Origin of the sequence: Hymenobacter qilianensis, assembly GCF_014638675.1 — a bacterium.
Lineage (GTDB): Bacteria > Bacteroidota > Bacteroidia > Cytophagales > Hymenobacteraceae > Hymenobacter > Hymenobacter qilianensis.
This window is the reverse complement of the sequence record NZ_BMFN01000001.1, coordinates 224,348-249,732: the sequence shown is the minus strand read 5'-3', so window position 1 is coordinate 249,732 and position 25,385 is coordinate 224,348. Positions and strand designations below refer to the sequence as shown.

13 protein-coding genes are annotated in these 25,385 nt (G+C 49.0%); 3 read left to right on the top strand and 10 right to left on the bottom strand.

Annotated elements, in window-relative coordinates; all coding sequences use genetic code 11:
• Positions 1-163 precede the first annotated feature (163 nt).
• The 3 genes from porQ (at position 164) to IEW06_RS00960 (ending at position 3,692) form a co-directional block, all read left to right on the top strand.
• Positions 164-1,213 carry a type IX secretion system protein PorQ gene (porQ, locus tag IEW06_RS00970; protein WP_229743022.1) on the top strand — a complete coding sequence of 350 codons (1,050 nt, stop codon included), beginning with the start codon at positions 164-166 and terminating at the stop codon, positions 1,211-1,213.
• A gap of 226 nt (positions 1,214-1,439) precedes the next feature.
• Positions 1,440-2,855, top strand: a complete 1,416-nt coding sequence (hslU, locus tag IEW06_RS00965; RefSeq protein WP_187731173.1) for an ATP-dependent protease ATPase subunit HslU — start codon at positions 1,440-1,442, stop codon at positions 2,853-2,855.
• A 150-nt stretch (positions 2,856-3,005) separates the two neighbouring features.
• On the top strand, positions 3,006-3,692 hold the full coding sequence (locus tag IEW06_RS00960; protein ID WP_187731174.1) for an SDR family NAD(P)-dependent oxidoreductase: 687 nt from the start codon (positions 3,006-3,008) through the stop codon (positions 3,690-3,692).
• A gap of 63 nt (positions 3,693-3,755) precedes the next feature.
• Here the strand turns inward: IEW06_RS00960 and IEW06_RS00955 are convergent, their stop codons facing one another.
• The 10 genes from IEW06_RS00955 to IEW06_RS00910 all read right to left on the bottom strand — a co-directional run bounded on the left by IEW06_RS00955 (position 3,756) and on the right by IEW06_RS00910 (position 25,344).
• Positions 3,756-4,355: a hypothetical protein gene (locus IEW06_RS00955; RefSeq protein ID WP_187731175.1), complete on the bottom strand. Its 600-nt coding sequence runs from the start codon at positions 4,353-4,355 to the stop codon at positions 3,756-3,758.
• Between the two features lie 31 nt (positions 4,356-4,386).
• On the bottom strand, positions 4,387-5,901 hold the full coding sequence (locus tag IEW06_RS00950; RefSeq protein WP_187731176.1) for a SusD/RagB family nutrient-binding outer membrane lipoprotein: 1,515 nt from the start codon (positions 5,899-5,901) through the stop codon (positions 4,387-4,389).
• Positions 5,902-5,910: 9 nt separating this feature from the next.
• Positions 5,911-9,087 carry a SusC/RagA family TonB-linked outer membrane protein gene (locus tag IEW06_RS00945; RefSeq protein WP_188547202.1) on the bottom strand — a complete coding sequence of 1,059 codons (3,177 nt, stop codon included), beginning with the start codon at positions 9,085-9,087 and terminating at the stop codon, positions 5,911-5,913.
• Between the two features lie 309 nt (positions 9,088-9,396).
• A complete protein-coding gene (locus IEW06_RS00940; RefSeq protein ID WP_187731177.1) occupies positions 9,397-10,758 on the bottom strand; it encodes a RagB/SusD family nutrient uptake outer membrane protein in 1,362 nt (453 codons plus the stop codon).
• Positions 10,759-10,780: 22 nt separating this feature from the next.
• Entirely contained in the window at positions 10,781-13,861 is a 3,081-nt protein-coding gene (locus IEW06_RS00935) for a SusC/RagA family TonB-linked outer membrane protein (protein WP_187731178.1), read from the bottom strand.
• 322 nt (positions 13,862-14,183) lie between these two features.
• Entirely contained in the window at positions 14,184-15,815 is a 1,632-nt protein-coding gene (locus IEW06_RS00930) for a RagB/SusD family nutrient uptake outer membrane protein (protein ID WP_223284384.1), read from the bottom strand.
• A 13-nt stretch (positions 15,816-15,828) separates the two neighbouring features.
• Complete coding sequence (locus tag IEW06_RS00925) at positions 15,829-18,966, bottom strand: SusC/RagA family TonB-linked outer membrane protein (protein ID WP_223284385.1); 3,138 nt, start codon at positions 18,964-18,966, stop codon at positions 15,829-15,831.
• A 208-nt stretch (positions 18,967-19,174) separates the two neighbouring features.
• A complete protein-coding gene (locus tag IEW06_RS00920; protein WP_229743021.1) occupies positions 19,175-20,515 on the bottom strand; it encodes a c-type cytochrome in 1,341 nt (446 codons plus the stop codon).
• Positions 20,516-20,685: 170 nt separating this feature from the next.
• Positions 20,686-22,140: a SusD/RagB family nutrient-binding outer membrane lipoprotein gene (locus IEW06_RS00915; RefSeq protein ID WP_187731181.1), complete on the bottom strand. Its 1,455-nt coding sequence runs from the start codon at positions 22,138-22,140 to the stop codon at positions 20,686-20,688.
• 78 nt (positions 22,141-22,218) lie between these two features.
• The gene (locus IEW06_RS00910) at positions 22,219-25,344 is read right to left on the bottom strand and encodes a SusC/RagA family TonB-linked outer membrane protein (protein WP_187731182.1); all 3,126 of its coding nucleotides are present in this window, start codon (positions 25,342-25,344) and stop codon (positions 22,219-22,221) included.
• Positions 25,345-25,385 lie beyond the last annotated feature (41 nt).

Sequence of the window (25,385 nt, the reverse complement as noted above, 5' to 3'; positions counted from 1 at the left end):
CGCCCGCCGGGTGTAGCGTTGCAGCAGGAGGAAAAAGCCCCCCCAACAGCTGTAATGATGCACACTGCGGGCGCTGCTATTTCTCCTTATACCCTATTTGAGTAGAGTAGGAGTAGCCGAAACGCTGTATCTTGGAACGATGATTTGCTCGGTACCCTCTCGTTTGTTGCCTGCCTTCGCTGGTGTAGTGCTGGGTGCCATTCTGGTAAGCCAGCCAGCGGCAGCGCAGATTGGCGGACAGCAGGCATTTACCTTCCTGAATTTGCCCCCCAGCGCTAAACTGGCCGGTTTGGGCGGCGTCAACGTCAGCTCCCGCGATGCCGATGCGACCATGATGTACGGCAACCCCGCCCTGCTCAACGCCGACATGGATAATCGGCTGGCGCTCGGCTACGTCGATTACCTCTCTGATATCAAGCAGAGTACGGCAGCCTACGTTTTCAATACCAAGTCACTGGGTCGGCTGGGCGTGGGGCTTACGTATCTGAACTACGGCCGGTTTGAGCAGTTTGATGCGGCCGGCACAAGTCTGGGCGAATTCTCGGTAAATGAATATGCGCTGGGCGTGTCGGATGCCTACACCAGCGGCAATTTTACGCTGGCCGGTACGCTCAAGCTGGCCGTGTCTGGTATTGCCGGCAATCATTCGCTGGCCGCTCTGGTCGATGTGGGGGGCATTTTTAAACACCCAACCCAGGACTTTACGGTTGGCCTTACGGTGCGCAATGTGGGCTACCAGTTCCAGCCTTACGCCGGCGCCGACCGCGAGCCGATGCCGCTCGATGTGCAGCTGGGGGCTTCCTTTAAGCCTGAGCATATGCCTGTGCGCCTTTCCCTCACGGCGCACCATCTTCAGCAGTTGGATATTGTGTACCTCGACCCTAACCAGCGCGGGCAGCTCGACGAAAATGGGGTGGAAATCAAGCCAAAAAAGACATTGGGCGATAAAATTGCCCGGCACTTTGTGGTGGGGGGCGAATTGTTGTTTAGCAAGAACTTTCATCTGCGGGCGGGCTACAATCACTTGCAGCGCCGCGAGCTGCGCCTCGAAAATACCTCGGCGGGCGCTGGGCTGAGCTTCGGGGCGATGCTGCGTATCAGCGAGTTTCAGCTCGACTATACCCGCGCGTATTACCATGCGTCGGGGGCGGCCAACTACTTTACCGTGGCCCGTACTTTAGGCTCGATTTTCAACAAGTCTAGCAGCAATTGATGTCATTATCAAACACTTAAATTGCAGCCAACGCTCTTCGGAATGCCGCCTTTAGTGGGCTGACATTATCGGCTGGCGGCTCACTTTTCCCATCGTAATTTGTTTGGTAAGTGGATTCGCTTCGATAGCCTAACCGGTGAGCACGACGTATAAGAGTCCCGCTCACAAGCAGCAGCTTACTTCACCACCTGTGGGTTTCACACCGGCCCCACCTTTTGTATATCCCATGATTGAATCAGCTTCTTTCCTTACCCCGGCCCAGATAGTGGCCGAACTCGATAAGTACATCATTGGCCAGCATGATGCCAAGCGCCATGTGGCTATTGCGCTACGCAACCGCTGGCGCCGTCTGCATGCCCCCGCCGATATGCAGCGCGAAATAGTGCCTAACAATATCCTCATGATTGGCTCAACGGGCGTGGGAAAAACAGAAATTGCCCGTCGCCTGGCCAGCATCGCCGATGCGCCATTCACCAAAGTAGAAGCCTCCAAGTTTACGGAAGTCGGCTACGTGGGCCGCGACGTAGAAAGCATGGTGCGCGACCTCGTAGAGCAGTCGGTGAACATGGTGCGCATGCGCCGCAAGGAGGAAGTAAAAGTGCAGGCCGCTCAGGTGGTAGAAGATATTATTCTGGACGCGCTTATTCCGCCCATTTCCAGCGGCTCAACTACGGTAGCGAAGCCTTCCGCCGGCTTTGGCAGCGAGGGAAGCGCGATGCCCGAAAGCGACCATGAGCTAAACGAGCGTACTCGCGAGAAATTCCGCCAGAAAATTCGGGCTGGTGAGCTGGACGACCGCAAAATCGACATCAAGGTTCAGCAGAGCAACGCGCCCGGTATTGGGGTAGTAGGCGGACCCGGCGGCATGGATGAAGCCTCCATGGCCGGCCTTCAGGATATGCTCAGCAGCATGATCCCTAAGAAAACCCGCAAGCGTAAAGTCACTATTGCGGAAGCCCGCAAAATTCTGCTCGATGAGGAAGCGGCTAAGCTCATCGATATGGATGAGGTGAAAGACGAAGCCATCCGCAACGCCGAAAACGCTGGTATCATCTTCATTGATGAGATTGACAAGGTAGCCAGCCGCAACGGCAAAAGTGGGGGAGGCGGGCCCGACGTCAGTCGTGAGGGCGTGCAGCGCGATTTGCTGCCCATCGTGGAAGGCTCAGCCGTCAGCACTAAGTATGGTGTCATCAACACCGATCATATTCTGTTTATTGCCGCTGGCGCATTCCACGTAGCCAAGCCCAGCGACCTGATTCCCGAGCTACAAGGCCGCTTTCCGATTCGCGTTGAGCTGCAAAGCCTCACCAAAGCCGATTTCTACCGGATTCTCAAAGAGCCTAAGAACGCCCTTACTAAGCAGTATGAAGCGCTTCTAATGGCAGAAGAAGTAGAGCTATCCTTTGATGACGCCGCTTTGGAGCGCGTGGCCGAAATCGCCTTTGAGGTGAATGAGGAAGTCGAAAACATTGGAGCCCGCCGTCTGCACACTGTTATGAGCCGCTTGCTTAACGACATTCTGTTCGACGTACCCGACCGTATTGGCGCCAATGCGCACATCCTGATTACCCGCGAGCTGGTGGAAGAGCGCCTCCGCGACATGGTTCGCAACCGCGACTTGTCGCAGTATATTCTCTGATCAGCTGAATAGGTAAGCTATCCATCTGTTTGACTACTACTGTAAAAAAGGCGGCTTCGAGAAGTCGCTTTTTTTATTGGGTTTCCTCTACAACTGGTTTGCCCGTATAAGAACTTCCTTCGATGGTCTCACCTTCACTTTCTATACGCAATGCGTTATTACATTATTACGGGCGCCAGCCGGGGCTTGGGCAAAGCACTGGCTGAAGAAATACTGCGCCAACCCGATACGACGGTGATAGGAGTATCACGCCATGCTACCATCGAGCACCCTCGTTACCATCACCGGCCCCTCGACTTATCTGATATTCTGGCTGTTGAAGCCAACCTCTATACAGTATTTGCCCCTCACCCTGATGCATCTAGCATTACGCTGATAAATAATGCGGCGGTGTTGGGCCAGATCGGGTACGTGGGGGAGCTGCCCAATGAGCATTTCACGTTTGCCTTCGACGTGAACTTGGTAGCTCCGGCCATGCTCATGAATACTTTCCTGCGTAATTACGCCGCCATGACGTGCCCACGCACTATCCTCAACATCAGCAGCGGGGCAGCGCAGCGCGCCGTAGATGGGTGGGCTGCCTATTCAGCCTCCAAAGCTGCCCTCGATGCATTGTCGCGCGCTATTCAGAAGGAGCAGGATTTGCGCGGTACAGGGGTGCGGGTTCAAACCATCTCGCCGGGCGTACTCGATACCGGTATGCAGGAGCAGATTCGGAACACGGACAACCGGCAGTTCAGTGAGGTTGATAAGTTTGTGGCGTTTCATTCGGAGGATAAGCTCGCGGACCCGGTAGAAGTCGCCCGCAAGATTTTAGCCTCGCTACAGGCAAACTAGGTTAAAAAGCCCCCCAGATATCATCTGGGGGGCTTTTTTATGACTAAGGAAATGTGCTTGTGCTTAAGGCAAGATGCGCACGCGTATTTCTGTGGTTATGATTTCTTGCCCGCTCTCCAACGTAACGAGAAACCAATAGCGAAGTGTATTAGGATCGCGCTCATTTACTGCTGGGTTTGCCCCGGTGGTCATAGTTACCGTTGGGGCGTTGCCTGCCGTATTGAGACCAGCATTATACCCCGGCACTGTAGTCAATCGGGTACGGTAAGCTGAATAGGCACTTAAGCTGGTTGAGAAAGTGATTTCATTGCTGCCATTGCCTGCAATAGGGCTCGGCGTTTGGGTTGCAGTATTATAGTTGAGCAGAAAAGCGCCCCCGGTATTCAGGTTAGCCAGCGTATTGCCGGTAGCCACCCGGCTAATTTCTCTTATTGTGCCCCTGCCAGCCGGAATCTGCAAAACAATATCAAATTGCCCCCCAGCGGCTACCGAGGTGGTAATGACGGGTACCCGCTCATGGTACTGAGCGTTTTTGACCGTCACCGGAATTTCAGCAATAGCATCATCGAGGGGCCCAAGCTTATCACCATAGTCTTTTTCGCAAGAGAAAGTGACTACCGACAGGATAAGGAGCGCTACAAAGCGGATTATGTTTTTTTTCATGACTATCTCGTTTTAGATGAAGTATCCAGCCTTAATTACTGGCCCACCAGACCGGAACCGTGATATTGGGCCGATCCGCTGGAACCTGGTTGGCATTGGCGGATATTTCTCCATTGGTGTAGAAGAAGCGCTGCGGAATAGTCGGGCTATCCGAGCTGGGATTTTCTACGGGAGCTAAGCGCGGAAAACCAGTACGCCGATAGTCATTCCAGGCTTCGTAGCCGTTCCCAAACAAGGCAATCCATTTCTGGGTAATAATCTGGTTTTGCCTTCTGGTATTCGAGCCCGATAGCGTAACCCAGCGCGCATTTGCTGGGTTGGCGAGATAAGCATCAATAGCCGCGGCGTCAACACCCGCTTTTGTCATGGAAGCCCTGATGCCTTGGGTAAACAAGGCTTGGGCATCGCCGCCGGTGCCAAGCAACAGGGCTGCCTCCGCCAGAATAAACTTAGTCTGGAAGTTTGTCAGCATCCGCACGGGCGCGTCACCACTGTTACCCAAAAGGTAGGGACCCAGCCGGGACCGGTTGGCAATGCCTGGTACGGCGTTATTGCTACCGTTCTGAAAGCCCGTAAAAGTGCCAAAGGCCGTGGTAGTAGCAGCTGCGTTGGCCGGCGACGTAGAGTAAAAGCGCGGCAAGCGCGGATCATTCCGCAGGTTCATGGTATCGATGAAGCGCTGGCTGGCTATCTGATCACCGGGGCGGTTCGTGACGTTGTAGGAGAAGAAGGGATTCTGGTTGCCTACTGTAGTGCCAAAAGCAAGCTGAAAGTCGTCGGCATTGTCTGATATGTAACTCGCCGGGCCTTTTGCCAATACTTCTCTTATGACGGAGGTCGCCAAGGCTGGCTCCTTCTTGCTTATCTGAAGCGCGAACTTGAGCAACAGCGTATTGCCAAATTTCCGCCACCTGGCAATGTTGCCTCCATAAATCAGATCATTGGCGGCAGTTGGCACAATAAGACCTGGCGGCTGATCCAAGTCATTAAGGCCCTCGCGCACCAAATCAAATAAGCTTTGAATTTCTAACTGCGCGTTGCCCTTGTAAATGTCCTCCTGCTTATCAAACCGAGGCTGAAGTTGGGCGGACCCTTTTAGCGCTTGCGAGTAAGGTACATCGCCCCATATATCCGTCGCTACGGCGAAGTTATATGCTTTCATAAGCTTCGCGATGCCCGTAAAGGCAGGCCCACTCCGGTCACCGGTGTCTATGATGTTTTGAGCATCTGCCAAAGCACCAGCATATACGTCGAATTCCCACTCGTTATTAAAGTCCCCCCGAATAGCATAGCGGTCGTAGGCAGGAGTCTGTATGCCTTCCGCACCTGCCATATGCTGCACGAATAGCTCACCCACTCGGCCAATTGTATTGCTATTGATGAAAGCCGTACTGGCCTGGAGTGAGCTAAGTACTACCCCAGCAGGCACCTCACTTGGACTATTGGGGTCCACATTATCGCCAAAAAACTCGTCTTTATCGCAGCTCGCAGCACCTAGAAACAATGCTCCTGCTACAGCATAACGGGCAAAAAAGGAATATTTCATTTTCATGGTTTACAAAGTGAAGCGAAGGTTTACACCATATGTGCGGGAGTTCGGTGGTCCCTGCAGGTCGAGGCCCCGGATGTTGCCAGCTCCCTGCGTATTCAGCTCAGGGTCAAAATTGGCATTAGGAGCGTAGTAGAAGAGGTTGCGGCCTGAAAATGAAACATTCACTTCTCCGAATGGGAGGCGCTCCAACACTGGCTTGGGCAGGCTATAGCCCAGCGTTACTTCCCGTAGGCGGTATACCGTGGCATCGTACACACCGAGGTCACTCTGTAAGCCGAACGATCTCCAATAGTCCTGGGCGCTTATCTGAATGTTATTCGGCCGGTATGACTTGCTTCCGTCGGCGTTTGTCTCCTCAATAACCCCCGGAATAACCCGGGGAAGCTCCCGGTCTCTTCCGGTTTCTTCTAAAGCGCCCCCCGATTTATAGAAGTTGTTGGTGAAGGATACGACGTCGCCTCCTTGGTTGGTATCAACCAAAAATGAAAAGGTGAGGCCCTTGTAAGAAAAGGAGTTGTTTAAGCCTGCTTGCCAATCATAATTTGGGTCAGCGATGATTTCGCCGGCTACTTCAGGGGCAAACAGGCCGGTGGTCGGATTAATCAGGTATTTGCCATCAGGAGAAGTTGCTTTCTTGTTGCCTACGATAACTCCGTAGGGCTCTCCAACCACGAAAGAAGGTGTTGTGCCAATGAAAGCATTACCCGCAATAGCCGATCGTGTTACTCCTTCAATCAGGGAGACAACCTCATTGCGGATACGCGTGTAGTTTAGAGTAGCGTTCCAGGTGAAATTGTCGCTGCTGATAGGGCTGAAAGAAACCAAGCCTTCTATCCCCTTATTATCCAGCCGGCCAGCATTGGCAATGCGGGTTCTATAGCCCGTTGAGGCTGGCGTTGCCAATGGGATGATTTGATCACGGCTGGTCTGATAGAAATACGTTGCCTCAATACTCAGACGGTTCTTGAAAAACCCGAGGTTGACTCCGCCCTCGTAAGAACGAGTGAATTCAGGCTTCAGGTCGGGGTTGCCTTGCTGATTGCCTAAAGCAAACCCGCCTGCTCCATTGAAGGGGAAGTTTAGGTTGGCAACGTTATTACCAAAAGAAGCTACCCCATATACAGTTCCCAGATTGTAGGGATCTGTATCACGGCCCACTTCAGCCGCAGCCGCCCTGATTTTACCGTAGGAGAAAATATCCGATGAGACATTAAAAGCATCGGTAAATACGAACGCAACGCTAGCTGAAGGATAAAAGAACGTATTGTTCTTCTTCGGTAATGTTGATGATTCGTCTATCCGGCCGGTTAAGGTCAGATACAAATAGTTATTGTAGGCCAGATCCAGCGAGCCATAGTAGCCTAATAGGCGACGAAGACTGGTAGTTTCGCCGGTTCCATTGGAATAGACGGAGGCAACAGAAGAGTTCTCGAAGCCACTTACGAGTAAGTTGTCAGCTTGCGATGTAATCGATTGGAAGCGACGGGAGTTGATTTGCTGACCAAGCAAAAGAGTAGCATCTAAGCCTTCCATCAGGATCCCTTGCTTCTTTAAGGTCGCAATAAAGTCACCGGTGAATTCGCTCCGGTAGAAGACTTGGTCAACTATCTGGCCCGTAGGCACGCGCGATCCACTCGGAGTAGAGACGTTTTTACGACGGTCGGTATAGGTATCTAAGCCTCCTCGGTACAATACATTCAGCCAAGGCGTAATGTCATAGCTTAAATTAGCCACGTTAATAAATCGAGTCAGCTTCGAGGTAGTTTGTATATTCTCACGATTCCAGCGAGGGTTATCGGTGCCCGCGAAAAAAACGTTTGCACCTGTAACCGGATTTCTGTAGGGCAGGCCCATTAAATCATAGCTACGTGGTATGCTTACGAGCGAGCCGAATGCACTGGCTCCGTTGCCTACTGCCGAGCCGAGCTGATCAGTACTAACGAAGTTGACAGAGGCTCCAGCTCTAAGTTTGTTAAGTAGCAAGGTGTTACCACCCACATTCACATTCAGGCGACTCAGGTCGTTAAATTCCGATATGCCTTTTTGATCGGTATTATTGATTCCGAGTACGAAGTTCTGGTCGGCAGTACCGCCACGGATATTGACACCAGTGGTGAGCAGACGCCCTGTGCGGAAAAAGTCTTTTATGTTGTCTTCGTATGCTCGGTAAGGTAGTTCACTGCCATCACCCAGAATTAGGCCGTTAGGTACTGTTTTCGGCCCATCGAAACGTGGCCCCCAGGATTGAGTACTACCCGTATTAACGTCTCCGAAAGCCGGGTTAGCAGCGGAAGGAAGCGCTGTTAAATTAGTGCCATTAAGGCCTTGCCCATACTCATTTTGGAAGTCCTGAATACCATACACTTGCTGAAATGCGAGACCAGAAGTTGCAGTTATCTCTAATTTCTTGTTGGCGTTGCGGCCTGACTTGGTGGTAATGATAACTGCTCCTGCTGCTGCCCGTGAGCCGTAAAGAGCGGCGGCAGCCGGGCCTTTCAGAATGTTGATGCTCTCAATGGTCTCCGGATCAATATCCAGCGCCCGGTTTGCGGTTTGTGCACCACCCAGCGAGCCCAGCGTACCACCACCACTTGTCCGGTCCAGATTATTACTGACTGGAATGCCGTCAACAACAAACAGCGGCTGGTTACTACCCTGTAGCGATGTAATGCCCCGGATATTGATGTTTGTGGATGCTCCTGGCAATCCGCTGGAGTTGGTAATGCTAACACCCGACACTTTACCTTGCAGTGCATTCAGGACGTTGGGCTCTGACTTCTGCGAAATCTGCTCCGCCTTAATTTCCTGCGTGGCAATGCCTAGTGAGCGTGTTTCGCGTTCGATGCCAAGTGCCGTAACAACTACTTCGCTGAGTTGCTTTGTGTCGCTGGCCAGAGCCACATTTACCTCATTGCCTTGCCCGATCACCACTTCTTGCTGCGTGTAGCCGATGGAGCTGAACACCAAGCTGCCCCCAGCAGCTGGTACGCCTAATGTGAAGGTGCCATCTGCATTCGTCGAGATGCCATTGGTAGTACCCTTAAGAAGTACTGTTACTCCAGGCAGGCCTTCTCCCGTCTGTCGATCCGTGACCCGCCCTGATATGCTCCGGTCCTGAGCGCTCACCTGCCGAAACAGAGTGAGGATGAGTACCATACTCATCAATAAAATTTTTTTCATTCAGTTGATTGTTGTTAAGTGAGTGATATAGACTAAGATAACGAATGCTGAAATTATTTAACAAGCTTATAGTAAGGGTGTTATATGATTTTACGCAGCAATTATAACTATTTTTTTAACCTGTTAAATAGAGAAATGGTACACCTCGACTATGAAAATTATAAGTTATCAGGTCATTTCATTTAGTAAGTACAAATGGGTGCATTCACAATTTGTGTTTTACATGGTAGCGCTTCTGCTTACAAACTATAAATAAAAAAGCCCCCCAGCTACGTAGCTGGGGGGCTTTTTTAAAGAAAACACTAAACTCTAGTAACCAGGGTTTTGAGTGATGTTCGGGTTATTAACCGTTTCGCGGAAGGGAATGGGGAAAAGTAAACGATTAGGATCCACGATACTCAATAGGGTTTGGGCCCGGCCTATACGAACCAAGTCAAACCAGCGGTGGCCTTCCATTGCTAGCTCTACTCGGCGCTCCTGCGCAATAGCATCTAATAGCGCTGCTTTAGTTAGAGTAGCTTTTGGTGCCAAACCAGCCCGTTGCCGCACTTGATTCAAGAGTAGTAGGGACGCTGGGAGATTACCCAATTGAGCTTTCGCTTCTGCACTAATCAACAGGATTTCAGCATAACGGAAAACACGGAAGTTGTCCGTTCCCGTGCCTGGATCAGTGTATTTGACACCTACGCCCGCTACTACTGCACGATTAGCTAATTGGAAAGTTCCGTTAGAGATAGAAGCATCCTTGCGTTTATCACCAGTTTCATACGCAGTTGGTAGCGTACTGCCAGATCCTGTAGGCCGAACTTCATTACGCCCACCATTCGCCCCAGGTAGGAAGAAAAAGGCAAACGAGCTCTGAGTATTCGCATCAAACTGAATCTCCCAAATAGACTCTGCGGAATTCTCGGTTGTGAAAATGCTTCTGTAGTCTGACAGAAGTTGGAAACGATTACTGGCAATAATCTGATCAGCGGCGGCAGCAGCAGCTTGCCAATTTTCGCGGTATAGCTCTACTCGAGCCCTCAGGGCCCTAGCTGTAGATTTAGTGGCACGTCCTACATTTACCTCTGGTAATGATGTCTCAGCGGCAGCTAAATCGGCAATTACTTGCTCATACACCGCAGCGCGGGGTGAGCGTGATACATTCAAAGTAGCATCAGCCTCGGAAGTGGGAGTAAGAACGATGGCCACATCACCCCAATAACGAGTAGCATCGAAATGTGCGTTAGCTCTTAGGAATAGGGCTTCAGCTACGAATACATTACGCTGCTCTTCACTAATACTTGTTATGCCCGGAACCTGTGCAATAACGTTATTAGCGCGGTTGATGGTACGGTAAATCGCGTAGTAAATGTCTTGGTTATTGACATTATCCGTAAGGATATTTTGATTGTCTACTTGGGCGTAAGTTGGAAAAGTACCTGTATGCGCTAAGTTATCTGCTGCTAAATCAGAAAAAACGGGATAAAGAAGCCCATAATAGTTGGCACTGGTTAAAGCACCGTAGATGCCAATTACTGCACCTCGCGCACCCTCTAAGTCCGTGAATACATCATTACGGTCAACCGAAGTTTGTGGGGTTGGTTCAAGGAAATCAGAGCAACTAGTTGCACTCAGGCCAAGTAGCCCAAGCATTGCTAGTGTTACAAATTTGGAACGGATAGTCATATGGTCAGAAAACAAAGACAAGTTAGAAACCCAAGTTGAGGCCTACCTGGATGGTACGGGCCTGCGGAAAAGTTAGAAAGTCAGTACCCAATGAAATATTGCTACCGCTAAAGGTGTTTATTTCGGGGTCGAGACCAGAGTAATCCGTGAATGTCAGCAGGTTCTGCCCCGAAACGTAGATACGAGCCGTCTGCAAGCGTGCCACTTTCGTGAGTGCTTCTGGGATGTTATAGCCCAGGGTCATAGTCTTCAAGCGCACATATGAGCCATCTTCCAAAAAGCGAGTTGAGGTACGACGGTTATTGTTGGGATCACCAAATGCAGCGCGGGGGAAAGTAGTGCTTGGATTATCAGCGGTCCAACGATCAAGAGTTGAAGCAAGCTGACCAAACTGGCCATTCATACCTTCAGCAAAGGAGCGAGTGTTGTTGAAAATTTCGTTGCCAGCCTGAAACTGGAAGAAGAAACCCAAGTCAAATCCTTTGAAGCTCAACTGGTTGTTAATGCCACCAAAGAAATCAGGCTGTGCTGAACCAATGATAGATTGGTCATCTTGGGTGATCAAGCCATCTTCGTTTCTGTCTTGGAAGCGAATGTCACCAGGACGGGTTCCTTGTGCTTGATAGAAGACAGTTGTACGGCCAGCCAGTTCACGGGCACGGGCGTTATCAGCATCAATCTCAGCTTGGGTTTGATATACGCGATCTACCGTATAGCCGTAGAAGCTGCCGAGAGGTGAACCAACCTGTACGCGGTTGGCGAAACCAGCTGCGAATGGAGCATTATTTACAAGACTAGTTACTTCGTTCCGGATAAAGGAAACATTGAAGTTGGTGGTCCAAGTAAATGCATCGTTCTTGACGTTTTGCGAAGTCAACTCCAATTCCAAGCCCTTATTCTGAAGGCCACCAATGTTCTGAGTTACCGAAAGGAAACCTGACGTTAAAGGGAGTTGACGGTTGAGCAGCAACGCGTCTGCCTGCTTGCGGAATACGTTAGCTGAGAATAGCAGCCGGCTATCGAAAAAGCCTAAATCCACGCCAACGTTGACTTCACTAGATTTCTCCCAAGTTAAATCCGATACGCCAATTTGAGTCGGCACAAGTCCAGCTAGCTGATTGTAGTTAGCTAAGTTATCAGATCCTACTCCGTATAGATTACGGGACGCAAAGTTGCCAATTTCGAAGTTGCCTGTTTCACCATAGCCACCGCGTAGCTTCAATTCGCTCAGGAATATTTCAGGGAAGAATGCCTCTTCCGAAATACGCCAGCTACCCGAGATAGCTGGGAAAATACCGTACTTGTTTTGCTCACCGAAGCGGGATGAGCCGTCACGGCGTAAGGAGCCGCTCAAAATATAGCGTCCCTTATAATCATAGTTGGCACGCCCAAAAAAGGAAAGCAGTGTCCAGAGAGTACCATCTGATGAAGCTTCTGTTCTGACTGACCCAGCAGCTAGGCGCGTGATCTTGTTAGTTGCAAAGCCCGACACAGTAGTAGTGATGCCTTCTTGAGTAGATTTGATAGCACTCTGACCAGCTAATAAAGTGAGATTGTGGTCACCAAAAGTCTGATTGAAGGTTAAGGTGTTTTCTGTTTGCCAAAGCAAATCATAGCGGCTGTTAGAGTTGCCTAAACCATTGCTGCCTGTAGCCTGCAATAATGTGCTTGGCAGGAAGCGGTCTTCTTTCAAGTTTAAGTAGTCAGCTCCTAGAGTAGTGCGGAAACGGAGGCTCTTTAAGATATCCGCTTCTGCGTAAATGCTGCCAATTAAGCGGTTATTACGTGCTTCTAAAATGGGCAGGGTAGCTGCTGCAATCGGGTTTTCAACTGAAGAATAAGGATCACGCCCAAAGCTGCCATCAGCATTGTAGATTGGGGTCTGACCACCCAATAATATAGCAGCGCTTAGAACACCATAGATGTTGTTGTCGTTGGCAATCCGGTTGCTTAGTGAGCGGCTGCCAGTTACGTTTACGCCTATTCGTACCCGATCGGATACCTTATTATCAAGGTTCAGACGCATACTACCACGATTGTATCCTGAACCAATGATGATTCCCTCTTGATCAAAGTAACTACCTGACACTAAGAAGCGAGTCTGCTCATTACCTCCAGATGCCGTGAGAGTGTAGTTGGCTATGCGAGCTGAGCGGAAAATCTCATCTTGCCAGTTAGTACTGGCACCCGTAAATAATGACTGCTGCGCAGTAGGGTTAGCCTCTACATAGCGTGGCGCTAATCCAACATTGGTACGGGACTCATTGATTAAATCCTGCGACTGTTGACCATCAAGCACATCTAAGCGCTTGATTGTCTGCTGAACGCCTTGATATGTATCAAACGTAATCTTGGTACGTCCTGCCTGTCCACGCTTAGTAGTAATCAGAACAACACCATTGGCAGCGCGTGAGCCGTAAATAGCGGCTGCGGCAGCATCCTTCAGGATCTCTATCGAGGCAATATCATTAGGGTTGATGTCTGCTAACGCATTCAGTTGCTGGTTACCAACACCAATGTTAGAATAACTGCCTGTGTTAATTGGAACCCCATCTACTACATACAGAGGGTCACTACTAGCTGAGATAGAGTTGTTTCCCCGAATTCGTACGGCTACACCTCCACCGGGGGTACCTGAGCTAGCATTTACTTGTACTCCCGACGCCCGGCCTTGCAGGGCTTGATCTACGCCAGCAATAGGCTGCCCCTGAAATTCCTTCGCATCTACGGATGTGATTGCACCGGTCACAAGTGCCTTAGACTGGCTGCCATAACCAACAACTACTACTTCGCTTAATGCTTTAGTATCACTGGCAAGCGCGATATTAACTTGGTTACTTGTTCCAATAGTTTGCTCTTGGGAAATGAAACCAATAGAGCTAAATGTCAGAACACCGCCAGAAGCTGGAGCTGATAACGTAAAGGTGCCATCAGAGTTAGTTGAGACACCGTTACTAGTACCTTTAAGTAAGACCGTTACTCCAGGTAGGCCTTCACCGCTTTGCCGGTCCGTGACCCGGCCAGAAATGCTTCGATCTTGGGCTGTCACCTGCTGCAACAGAGTGACAATGAGCAGAAAGCTCATTAGTAAGATTTTTTTCATGCAATAGATTGATTAATGAGAAAAGGTGAGTGTTTAGCTAAAGTAATTATAAATCAAGTGAGATAATATTATGATAACATCATTTGACACTATTTTTTATTACTAACAATCACAATATTATTATAATTATAAATTAATTGCATTTTTTTACGATGACTTAACATTTAGTTGAGAAACTATATATAGTTTAGGGATAGTTAAGTCTGCTATTAGTTGATTCTCATTTCTGGAGATACTTGCTTTAAAGGTTGTTGATCAGAACAACTAAAGCAAAAAAGCCCCCCAGAATTTTCTGGGGGGCTTTTTACAGAATGCCAATCAATTAGTACCCGGGATTCTGGGCAATATTAGGATTGTTAGCAATCTCAACGGATGGAATTGGCCACAAGAAGCGTGGGTCTGTGTAAGGAATTGGAGCTACACTTCCCGTCACTGTTACTGGTGTTCCACACTTATAGTTTGCCATTACGGTTTGTGCAGCCGAGAACTTACGGGGAATACCTCCCGATTTGAAAGTAGGATCGACTATCAAGCGGTGAATGTCATCCCAACGGAAGCCTTCTGCCACAAACTCAACACGACGTTCATTGAGAATCGCCTGAATCAAACTGGTCTGATTAGCAAAAGATGCAGCCGTATACTGATCAGCAACAGTCGTCACGGCACGATTGCGGACTGCATTTAGCAAGGCAAGTGCTTCAGCTTGTTTGCCTAATCTAGCTTGCGCCTCAGCCTGATTTAGCAATACTTCAGCATAGCGAATGATAGGTGCGAAGTCACTTCCAGTAGCAACGTCCCTATACTTAAAGCTGAAATAACGGGTGGGCGCCATCTGCAATAGCTGAGTACGACGTAGGTCAGTGCAAGTCCAGAAACTAGAGTTATACAAAACCGGACTAACAGCTATAAGGCCCCGTCCCCCAATACCAACGGGAGCAGGCGAGTTTGAGCCAAAGAAGGAAGGTAAAGCGCCATTGACTCCTGGGTTATCATCTGAACTGTTTTCAATTGAGAAGATATTCTCAACGGTAGCCCCAGCAATACCAGGAAATGCTGCCAGGGGAGTAGCCGTGAGAGCGTAGCTACCAATCGGGCTAGTGAAAGCTGTCGTACCAGCAATCAGTTTTGCTCCCTCTGTTACCACACCAGCGTAGTTTCCTTGGTGAAGAAGGAGACGCTGGCGAAGTGCGATTGCCGCACCTTTCGTGGCTCGCGTTACCTTGTTGGCAATTCCGCCCGTCCGAGTGGCAGGAAGATTCTCTTCAGCAAATTTCAGGTCTTCCAGCATCAGGGTGTAACCTTCTGCTACTGTGTTACGGCCCTGTACTCGTGCCCGCTCCAACGTACTGGTGGAATTAATGGCAAAGTCACGCACTGGTACGCCCTCCGCACTACCTTGACCGTCGGCATATGGCTTGGCAAAATGCAGCAGCAATTCGTGATAAGCCAACGCCCGCAGGAAGCGTGCTTCACCTTCGAATGCCAGTGCTTCAGGTGCGGGAATCAGATTCTTGGTGCCAGCGGCGCGAACACCCTCAATAACTACATTGGATTGATTGATCAATGCATAAAGCGTTGACCACATATTTACCACGTTGGGGCTTGATGGAGTAATCGTGTTGGCGTATACGATACCAAAGAAGCCTGCTAGATCTACTACATCTTCCCCACGGATATCATCCAATTCCGTGGCAGCCGCGCCGAAAGGATAGCCTCGAACGGCGAGAGCAGTACCGTTCAGCGGGTCGTAGAAACCGGACTGAGCTGCATTATACAAACCGGCTACTGAAAGATTTACCTTCGCAGCGTCCTCAAAAGCAGTCCCTTCGGCCACGCTATCCTGAGGCTCCAGATCTGTTACTTCACAAGCACCCAAGCCCAGCGCCAGAAAAGAGGTCAACGCCAACATGCGGGCCTGACGGGGGGCAAAAAATCTTAATATTTGATTATTCATGAGTAATTAAAATTTAGAAGGATGCATTCAGACCTACCGTGAATACACGCTGCTGCGGGTTGCCATTAAAGTCAATGCCAGCCTGCGAATTGGTGTCACCATTGGCGTTTACTTCCGGATCAAGTCCTTTGTAGCCCGAAATTGTGAAGGCATTTTGTATTTGGCCATAGACGCGCAAACGGCTTAGAGCAGCAACGCCTGCCAAGTTCTGAGGAAGGGTATAGCCAATGGTAGCATTCTGTAGACGCAAGAAGTCTCCATTCTCTACAAAGCGGCTCGACGAAGCATTGTTCAGGTTGATAAAGTCCGAGTTAGCAAACTCCAAACGGGGAACATTTGTCTGCTGGCCAGGTGTAGTCCAACGGTCCAGAATCTCGGTGCCATTATTCAAAAACTCCATGCGCAGCAACTGCTGACGCGTTACGTTCATAATCTTGTTGCCGCCAGAGAAGCGGAAGAATACTGACAGGTCAAGGCCTTTGTAAGTGAACGAGTTGTTCACACCACCGAACCAAGTAGGGTTGGAGTTGCCTAAAATAAAGCGGTCCTCATCGGCACGTAGAGTCGAACGAGTAGAGGTAGTTGTTACTTCTGGGCTGCTTGGGTCATACACGTAATACGTGTTATTGGCAATATTGCCCTGCACCAATGAACCATCGCGCTTGCGGTAGATAGGGTTACCGTTAGCTGCGTTTACGCCTTGGAAATCATAGCCATAAATGGAGCCGATTGACTCTCCTACGCGGGTAACATTGTAAGTGAAGAGAAGGTCAGCATTGTTGTCCGCCTGATTCAGCTCCAATACCTCGTTTTTGTTCGTAGAGAAGTTGATGTTAGTCGTCCAGTTGAAGTCTTCATTGGCAATGTTCTGCGTGTTAAGTGCAAATTCAAAGCCTTCGTTACGCATACGACCGATGTTAGCATTGTAGCCGCTATTAGGGATACCTAACGATAGAGGCGCACGAACGAACAGGATGAGGTCGTCAATGTTGTTTTGATAGTAGTCAGCAGTCAAAGTGAAACGGTCGTCCAAGAAGCCTAAATCAACACCGAAGTCTTTTTTCTTGGATGTCTCCCACTTCAGGTTCTCGTTACCAAACTGACCATTGATATTATAACCAATACCATTTTGCGAACCGTATTTGGCAGGACCGAACAAGCTAGCATATGGGTAGTTGCCAATGTCTACGTTACCTACTTCCGCGTAGCTAGCACGTAACTTCAAATCGGATAATATGCTGCTTATGCCTGAGCTTTTGAAGAAAGGCTCCTGCGAAACGCGCCAGCCAAGAGAGGCACCGGGGAAAGTACCACGGCGGTTAGCTTCTGGCAGCGATGAAATGGCGTCATTACGAACCGTTGCGCTCAATAGGTAACGATCTTTGAAGGCATAGTTGATGCGACCAAAGTAAGAGTCGAAACCATTTTCGCCGAAGCCACCACCAACAGTAGGAGTAGCCAAAGTGCCGCTGATGATGTTGTTAGAGCCAAAGTAGCGATCTGAAATACCGGTACCCTGAGCGAAGAAGGACTGAGCACGCGTTTTCTGGTATTCAACACCTGCTATTACACCAATCTTGTGAGCATCACCAAATTGCTTGTCGTAAGCAATTGTGTTCTGCCAGTTCCAACGGAACGTAGGAGCAAACTGCTGAAATACGACACCGCGTGAGCCCAGACCATCACCATGACGGGGATCCAGAAATTGAAAGTCGTCGTTCAGGAAAAAGTCCGTGCCGTATTGGGTACGCAAACGCAAGCCTTCTAATGGCTGTACTTCAGCGAACACATTACCCAGAATACGGTAGTTAGTAGCACCGAATACGTTATTCTCTAACGCGAATAATACGTTAGGATAGTTGAAGGAAATACCCTGCGTATTGTTGCCTTGACCAATTACAGCCGGAGCAGTGGGGAGGATATAAGGAGTACCATCTTCATTGCGGGCCGGTACGTTCGGGAATACCGACAGCGCATTGAGTACGTTGCCTGACAGGCTATTACGGCCCGTATTCAAACCTTCGTTTTCAGTACGGGTCAAACCTACGTTCATACCAAGATTTAGCCACTTCGTTACTTCCTGATTCAGGTTACCCCGGAAGGTAGCGCGCTTCAAGGAGTTGGCTTTGATAACGGCATTCTGATCAGTGTAACCTGCTGAGAAATAGTAATTTGTTTTCTCAGTAGCACCACCAACAGATATTACGTGGTTTTGCTGGAAGCCAGTGCGGAAAATCAGATCCTGCCAGTCAGTGCTTACATTTTGGCCATTACGCTCAAAAGGAAAGGCTTGTGGTTTTTCGCCAACTGCAGCGTACTTCTCGTTGCTGATTTCAATGAATTGGTCTGCATTCAGTACGTCGTAGCGCTTGGTAGTTTTTGCCCAACCAAACCAGTTATCATAGCTGATAGTGGCTTTGCCCAACTTTCCTTTCTTGGTTGTGATCAGGATAACGCCGTTAGCAGCCCGTGAGCCGTAGATAGCGGTAGCCGAACCGTCCTTCAGAACTTCGTAAGAATCGATGTCAGCAGGGTTGATGTCACCCAGTGGGTTGTTAGGAGTTACACCGCTTTGGTTACCAGTAATTACCGGAACACCATCTACTACAATCAGGGGAGAAGCCCCCGAAGAGATTGAGTTCGTACCGCGAATACGGATACGGGGTGCCTGACCTAGGATACCTGAGGGGGTAGTAACTTGTACACCTGCTGCCCGGCCAGCCAATTGTTGGTCAAAGCTAGGAGTAGCTAGGTTAGCAATTTCTTCACCTTTCACGGAAGAGATAGAGCCTGTTACGTCTCTGCGCTCTTGCGTACCATAACCAGTTACGACAACTTCGCTCAACTGCTTGGTGTCGCCGGCCAAAGCCACGTTTATTTGATCATTCGTACCAATTTCACGCTCTAACTGAATATAACCGATAGAACTAAATACGAGGATACCTCCCGTAGCAGGTACTGTCAAGGTGAAGGTACCATCAGAGTTTGTCGAAATGCCATTGTTGGTGCCTTTTAACAATACTGTGACACCTGGCAATCCTTCCCCTGATTGACGGTCTGTGACCCGTCCCGATACATTTCGGTCTTGAGCCGTGACTTGCTGTAGCAAGGTGAACATGAGCAATATGCTCATGAGTAAGATTCTTTTCATGCAAAAAAGGTTTGGGTAAGAAGAATTGTGAAACTTAACTTTTGCTCCGCTAAAAATAGCGATGAATTGTTTAAAACAACATTTATAATATTTTTTCGTAGCGGTCGAATAGTTGAGGTATTGTATTTAAATGATGAAAAAAATTACATTTCTCATAAGATATCATATTGAAAATTGGCAAAGTCATACAGATGAGCCTCAGACTCTGTCAGATTCGTTTTTCTTGATCCCCTTTTTCATAAGGAAGAAAAAGCATTATCAGATTCAGCATTTCGCTTCGGCTTTCCATTAAATCCTGTGATATAATGGTTTTGGGGGGTGAAAAGGGATTATTGGGGTTATTAGCCGTATTGTCATAAGTGCCCTCCACTTGAATTACTGACCCTTTAGGAATTAACGTCAAATGGCGAAATTGATAAGATTCTTGCCAGCGGAAGTCCCATTCTGGAATACTGACCAATGGAATCTGCTTTCCTTCAGGAGTTGTTGCCCACGCTTTGAATCTTTTGCCAATCAGGTGCATATGCGGCCAGACGTAGAGCAGTGATAAATCGGTGCTTGTCTTTAGCTGAACCTGAAACTTTTTGACGCTGTCAGCTGGAATGACTAGCGGTGGATCAATGGTGCCCAAGCCGCCTGAACCAATGCTGGTGGCTTGGATCTCACGTGTAATAGGCGTCTTGGTAAAGTAGAGCTTGATTTGAGACCAGTCGGTGGTATCCACGCCAGAAGGCCCGTAGTGAGCAGTCAGGAGAATAACTCCACGCTTGGGCATTGTGAAGCCTATGCCGGCCGGGAACTCCTGCTTGCTTGCTCCAGGTATCCAACCACCATAATAGGCCACATGCTGCATAAGCGGTTGGAACTCCTGCAGATTAGTCAGGAATTGATCTGATAGTACATAGTCTTGACCGGTATTGATGTCGATTTCGGGCCCTACTGACTGCACGGCGTAATTAGCATGATGCATGAGAGAGCGGTTACCCGGTACAAATTCCACCGCTTGCACATTCTGATTGGCAGGTATCTCAAATGGAATCTTGAACATGACAAAGTTCTCCGCGCCATTTCCGCGAATAGTAAAAGCCTTTTTAGGACGTAAAATCAGGTCGGGCTTACGCTGGGGGGCTTTTTCTGGGGTTGGCACAGAAGCCGTACGCGCTACTTCAGGTCCACGCTTGGCCCCCGACTCGGTCCAGCGGCGAATGAGCGCTATCTGTTGGTCGGTCAGCCGCCGCTCGTTGGCAAAGGAAACGTAATGCGGATCAGCCTTCCAGGGCGGCATATACCGGCTTTGCGTCACCGACTGAATCGTGCGCGCACGGCGTGCAACATCCTGAAAGGTAAGCAACGAAAAAGGCGCAGCACCGCCGGGTTTATGGCAGGAAGTACAATTACTCTGAATAATGGGAGCAATGTGCTCCGTATACGTTACTGCCTTCTGCCCCAGGACATCTGCAATGCTTAATAAATTGAGTAGGATAAGAAGTCCTATATAGCTAGCGCATGTCCGACGCTGAGCCGCACGACTAAGAAAGGGAAGATACATAATGGTGGGTGGGGGCAATTCTATCTACAGCAACAGCACAAGGGGAAATTTACGGACAAATATTTAGGCTTCTGACTTCCGGTAATTCAAATACTGTTGAGTCTGGGTTCGAATAGCACAAAAAAAGCCCCCCAGATAGCTGGGGGACTTTTTTCAAAGAAGAGGTAAGATTAAAACTTATCCCACCAAAGTTTAGTCGTCAAGTTGTCAGCGCCTTGGTTAGCAACTGCCGCTTGATAGTTTGCCAAGTTCACCGATTGCTCGTTGCCGGGATAGCGAAGACGAGTTGGGAGCTTAGTCAAAGCAGCCTCTGGGCCGGGCTTCAAGTCATTTGGGTAATCCAAACGACGATACTCCGACCATGCCTCCAAACCTTGTTGGAACAAAGCAATCCACTTCTGATTGCCAATGCTCTGCTTATAGTTAGCTGCATTATAAGCAACAGCGGGTTGAGCTAAATAAGTCGTGATTGCAGCAGGCTCAATTCCGAACTGCTCCATCGAGGCACGGATAGCAGCGTTGTAAGTAGCAGCAGCATCACCTGTAGCGAGTCCACGGTTACGAGCAATTGCTTCAGCCTTGAAGAATAATACTTCAGCGTAGGTCATCAGTACACCAGGTGCCTCACCACGAGTGAAGTAGCGACCAAGTCTGGATGTTTTGCTCAAGCCGAGGCCGTTAGCTGTTTCTGCGTCAATACCATTTGGTACACCTACATAATCACCACCAGCCTCAGGCTTTTCTGCATAGATGGCCAGGCGAGGATCCTTCAAAGCAGTGAGCTTCGTTACCAGCGTCTTGCTTACCCGGTGATCATCACGTGTTTTGCGATTTTCATTTATCGGGTTATTGTTCGGTGCTGCGCTGCGATAAACAAGTTGAGCATTGTCAGCATTGCTCTGGAAAAGAGTAGCAGGGCTAGCTAATACCTCTTTGATGATAGGCTCAGCTGTTGCTGGGTCAGCATCAATGATGCGCATAGCTAAGCGCAGACGCAGCGAGTTGGCAAACTTCAACCAATGCGTCATATCGCCATCAAAAAGGATATCGCCAGAGATATCACTTCCTGATGGATCAATCAGCGTAGTAGCTTGCTTCAATTCACCCAAAATGCCCTTATAGACATCCTGTTGCTTATCATATTTAGGCTGCAGAACCCCCTCTTTAGCACGCAAAGCGTCAGAGTAAGGAATGTCACCGTAAATATCTGTTAGCAGTGAGAAGGTGTACGCCCGCATGATCAGACCCACAGCCTGATAGTTTGGATTCTTCTGCTCTACACCCAGTTTTGTGATGAGGTTGAAGTCCTCTAGGCCTTGCGCATAGAAACCATTCCAGATATTCTGGTAGGTAGTAGTGCGGAAGAAATAAGCATCCTCATCCGGATACTGAATCTTCGCCATGTGCTGAACGATGATATCGCCACCATCCATGCTTGCCTCTACACCAAACTGACGGTCTATCGTCGACTCAAGTGCATTGGTCAAGATAAAAGACGGGGTAGGCACCTCCGCTACGTTGGGGTTTGTATTGAGTTCTTCGAAGTCTTTTTCGCAAGCACCCAATCCCAGCATAAGTGTAAAAGGGACTATCAGAGTTAGCTTCCGATACTTAGAAATGTTCATATAATATTTGATTTTAGAAGTGATAACTGATTGTTGTGACGGATTAGTCGCATACAACAACCAGTCATGTATGATTCCTTACAGCGTGAGGTTTACGTTGAAGCCAATGCTGCGCGTTGAAGGAATCTGACCGAACTCCAAACCTTGGGCGTTGCCGCTGCTGAAAGAAGTCTCTGGGTCGATGTTGGGCGCATTAGACTGAAGGATAGCCAGGTTACGACCAACTACAGATAGTCCAATCGTGCTGAAAGGGGTCTTGCTGATCAGGCCTTTTGGCAACTGGTATCCCACTTTAATCTCACGCAGCTTAACGAATGAAGCGTCATAAATGCTAGACTCAGCTACGCTGTTGCTGTAGTAACGCTTCGTGTAGCTTTCAGCAGCTCTAGTAACGTCATTAGGACGGTACGTGCCATCAGCATTTGCAATTACACCTTCTCCAATGATACCGTTTTCACGGCCGCGGAGTGAGTTTGCAAACGTACCAGCATAGTTACCCCAAGTGTTACTTACTGAGTATACATCACCACCCTGACGGGTATCGATCAATACGCCGAGGTTGATGCCTTTAAAGCTGAACGAATTGCTGATACCACCAGTCCAGTCTGGGTTTACATTGCCCAACACCTTACGGGTCGGATCAATGATAGGACGGCCAGTAGCATCGTTGATGATTTGACCTTTGTATGGGCCTTCCTGTACGCGCTGGAAGCCGTTACCGAACAATACACCATAAGGCTCACCTACGCGAGCTTCTACGTTTGCATTCCACTGTCCACCAAGTACCAAGGTTTTCAAGTCGCCATTCAACTCTTTCACCTCATTGCGGTTCAAGGCGAAGTTGGCTGTCACATTCCACTGGAATGGGTTCTCTGGGTTCAAAGGAGCGAAGTTCAAAATAGCTTCGATGCCTTTGTTCTGGATGACACCAGCATTTACGAGTGCCGTTGCAAAGCCCGTCGAAGAAGATACCAGCTGATTAAAGATCTGGTCAATTGAGTTGGTTTTATAACCAGTCAATTCCAAGCCAATACGATTCTCGAGGAAACGCAATTCGATACCAGCTTCTAACGACTCCGTACGCTCAGGCCGCAGATCGGGATTGAGCAGGTCATTGCTGGTTGTAATAGCTGGGTTGCTGCCGAACGGAGTATTGAAAGGATAGATGTTAACCAACTGGTATGGCTCCTGACCACCGTTACCCACCTCTGCATAGCTAGCACGCAGTTTAGCAAACGACAGGAACGAGTTTTCAATACCAAGCGCCTCAGTCACAATTAAGCTACCATCAATAGAAGGATAGAACAGGCTGTTGTTCGCGTCGGCAAGCGTCGAATACCAGTCATTACGACCTGTTACTCCAAGGAATGCAAAGTTCTTAAAGCCCAGTTTAGCCGAACCGTAGACGCTATTTACACGCAGTCTGTTGTTTACGCTAGAAGGCTGAGTGGCAATAGCAGAGTTAGACAGAGTATAAACACCTGGTACAGCCAATTCAGGAGCTAGGCCGCTGATCCGCTCTACTTTGTTATCGCGACGGTTAGCACCTAAAGCGAAGTCGATGTTGAAATTTTCATTCAAGTCTTTGTTAGCAGTAGCCAGAATCTCCGAGTTACGCTCGTTCACATAGTACTCATCTTCTGCGTAGCTGCCTCTCAAATTCTCGATATCACCTACAGCAATACGACGCTGACGCTTTTCAGTGTAAAGGTCATTGCCAGTACGTGCCGTAAGATTCAGCCAGTTAGTCAGCATGTAAGTTGCTGAAAGCTGGCCATTAATACGGTCACGCCGATCATCGTTGGTGTTCTCGTTGAGCGTGAAGTATGGGTTGTTATGGTAGTTGTAATTCCAGTTATACTTCTCACCATCACGCTCGTAGTCCTTAAGCTCCGAAATGTCTACCTGACGGCCGAACCAACTGAACTGCTGCATAACGTTCTGACCACTATAGCCTAGGCCGGGACGACGACCACGGTTCTGGGTGTAAGTGATGTCAGTAGATACTTTGAATTTCTTGGTGATGTCTGTGCCACCACTTACCGAAACGGTGTTCCGCTTCAGGAAGGTGTTTTCCAGGATGCCCGTCTGATCTAGGTTGGTATAGGAAAGGCGGAAATTAGCCTTTTCAGAAGAGCCAGATAAAGAAACGTTGTTGTTCAGAGTGCGGCCGGTGCGGAAGAAGTCACGCACGTTGTCGGGGTTAGCTACCCAGGGAGTAGGAATGCGGTTGCCAGCTGCATCTACTGGTGAGTTGAATTGTGGGATCAAACGGCCGTCGAGGCGCGGGCCCCAGCTTTCGTCCGAACCGTCATTCACGCCACCACCAGCACCATCCACGAATTCGAATTCACCGCCATTACCCTGACCGTATTCGTTCTGGAAATCAGGTAGTTTGAGAACAGAGTCAAAGGTAGTCGTGCTGTTTACGCTAACCCCTAATCCCTGTTGCTTACGACCAGATTTGGTCGTGATCAATACCACGCCATTAGAAGCACGCGAGCCATAAAGAGCAGCTGCGTTAGCACCTTTCAATACAGTAATCGACTCAATGTCATCAGGGTTAATATCTGAAGCGGCATTACCGTAGTCAACACCACCGCTACCGTTGGCAGGAGAGAAGTTGGAGTTGTCGATTGGTAGACCATTTACTACGAAGAGTGGCTGGTTGTTGCCCGTTATCGAACGGTTACCACGAATAACAATACGCGAAGAGCTACCAGGTGAGCCGCCATTACTGTTGTTAATAGAAACACCAGCTACACGGCCAGCCAGTGAGTTAACCACGTTCGACTCACGAGCCTGGGTTAGAACTTCACCTTGAACATCCTGTACGGAATAGCCCAGAGACCTTTTTTCCTCTGTACGACCCAAAGCTGTTACCACTACCTCGCCTAGCTGCTTGGTGTCGGTGCCTAAGCTAACATCGATAACTGACTCAGTACCAATAGCACGCTCCACGTTTACATAGCCGATAGAGGAGAAAGTTAAGGTAGTAGCTGAGGCAGGTACACTAATAGAGAAAGCACCTTCTGAGTTGGTAGAGCTACCTACAGAAGTACCCTTCACGAGTACCGTAACGCCTGGCAAGCCTTCGCCAGTGCTGCGGTCCGTAACCCGACCAGTAACGGTTCTATCCTGCGCGATAGCCTGCTGCAACAAGCTAGTCATCAACAGAATGACCATAAATAAGAGTTTTTTCATTGGGTTAATAATTTGGTGAGAGAAAGGAAAATTGAATTAGT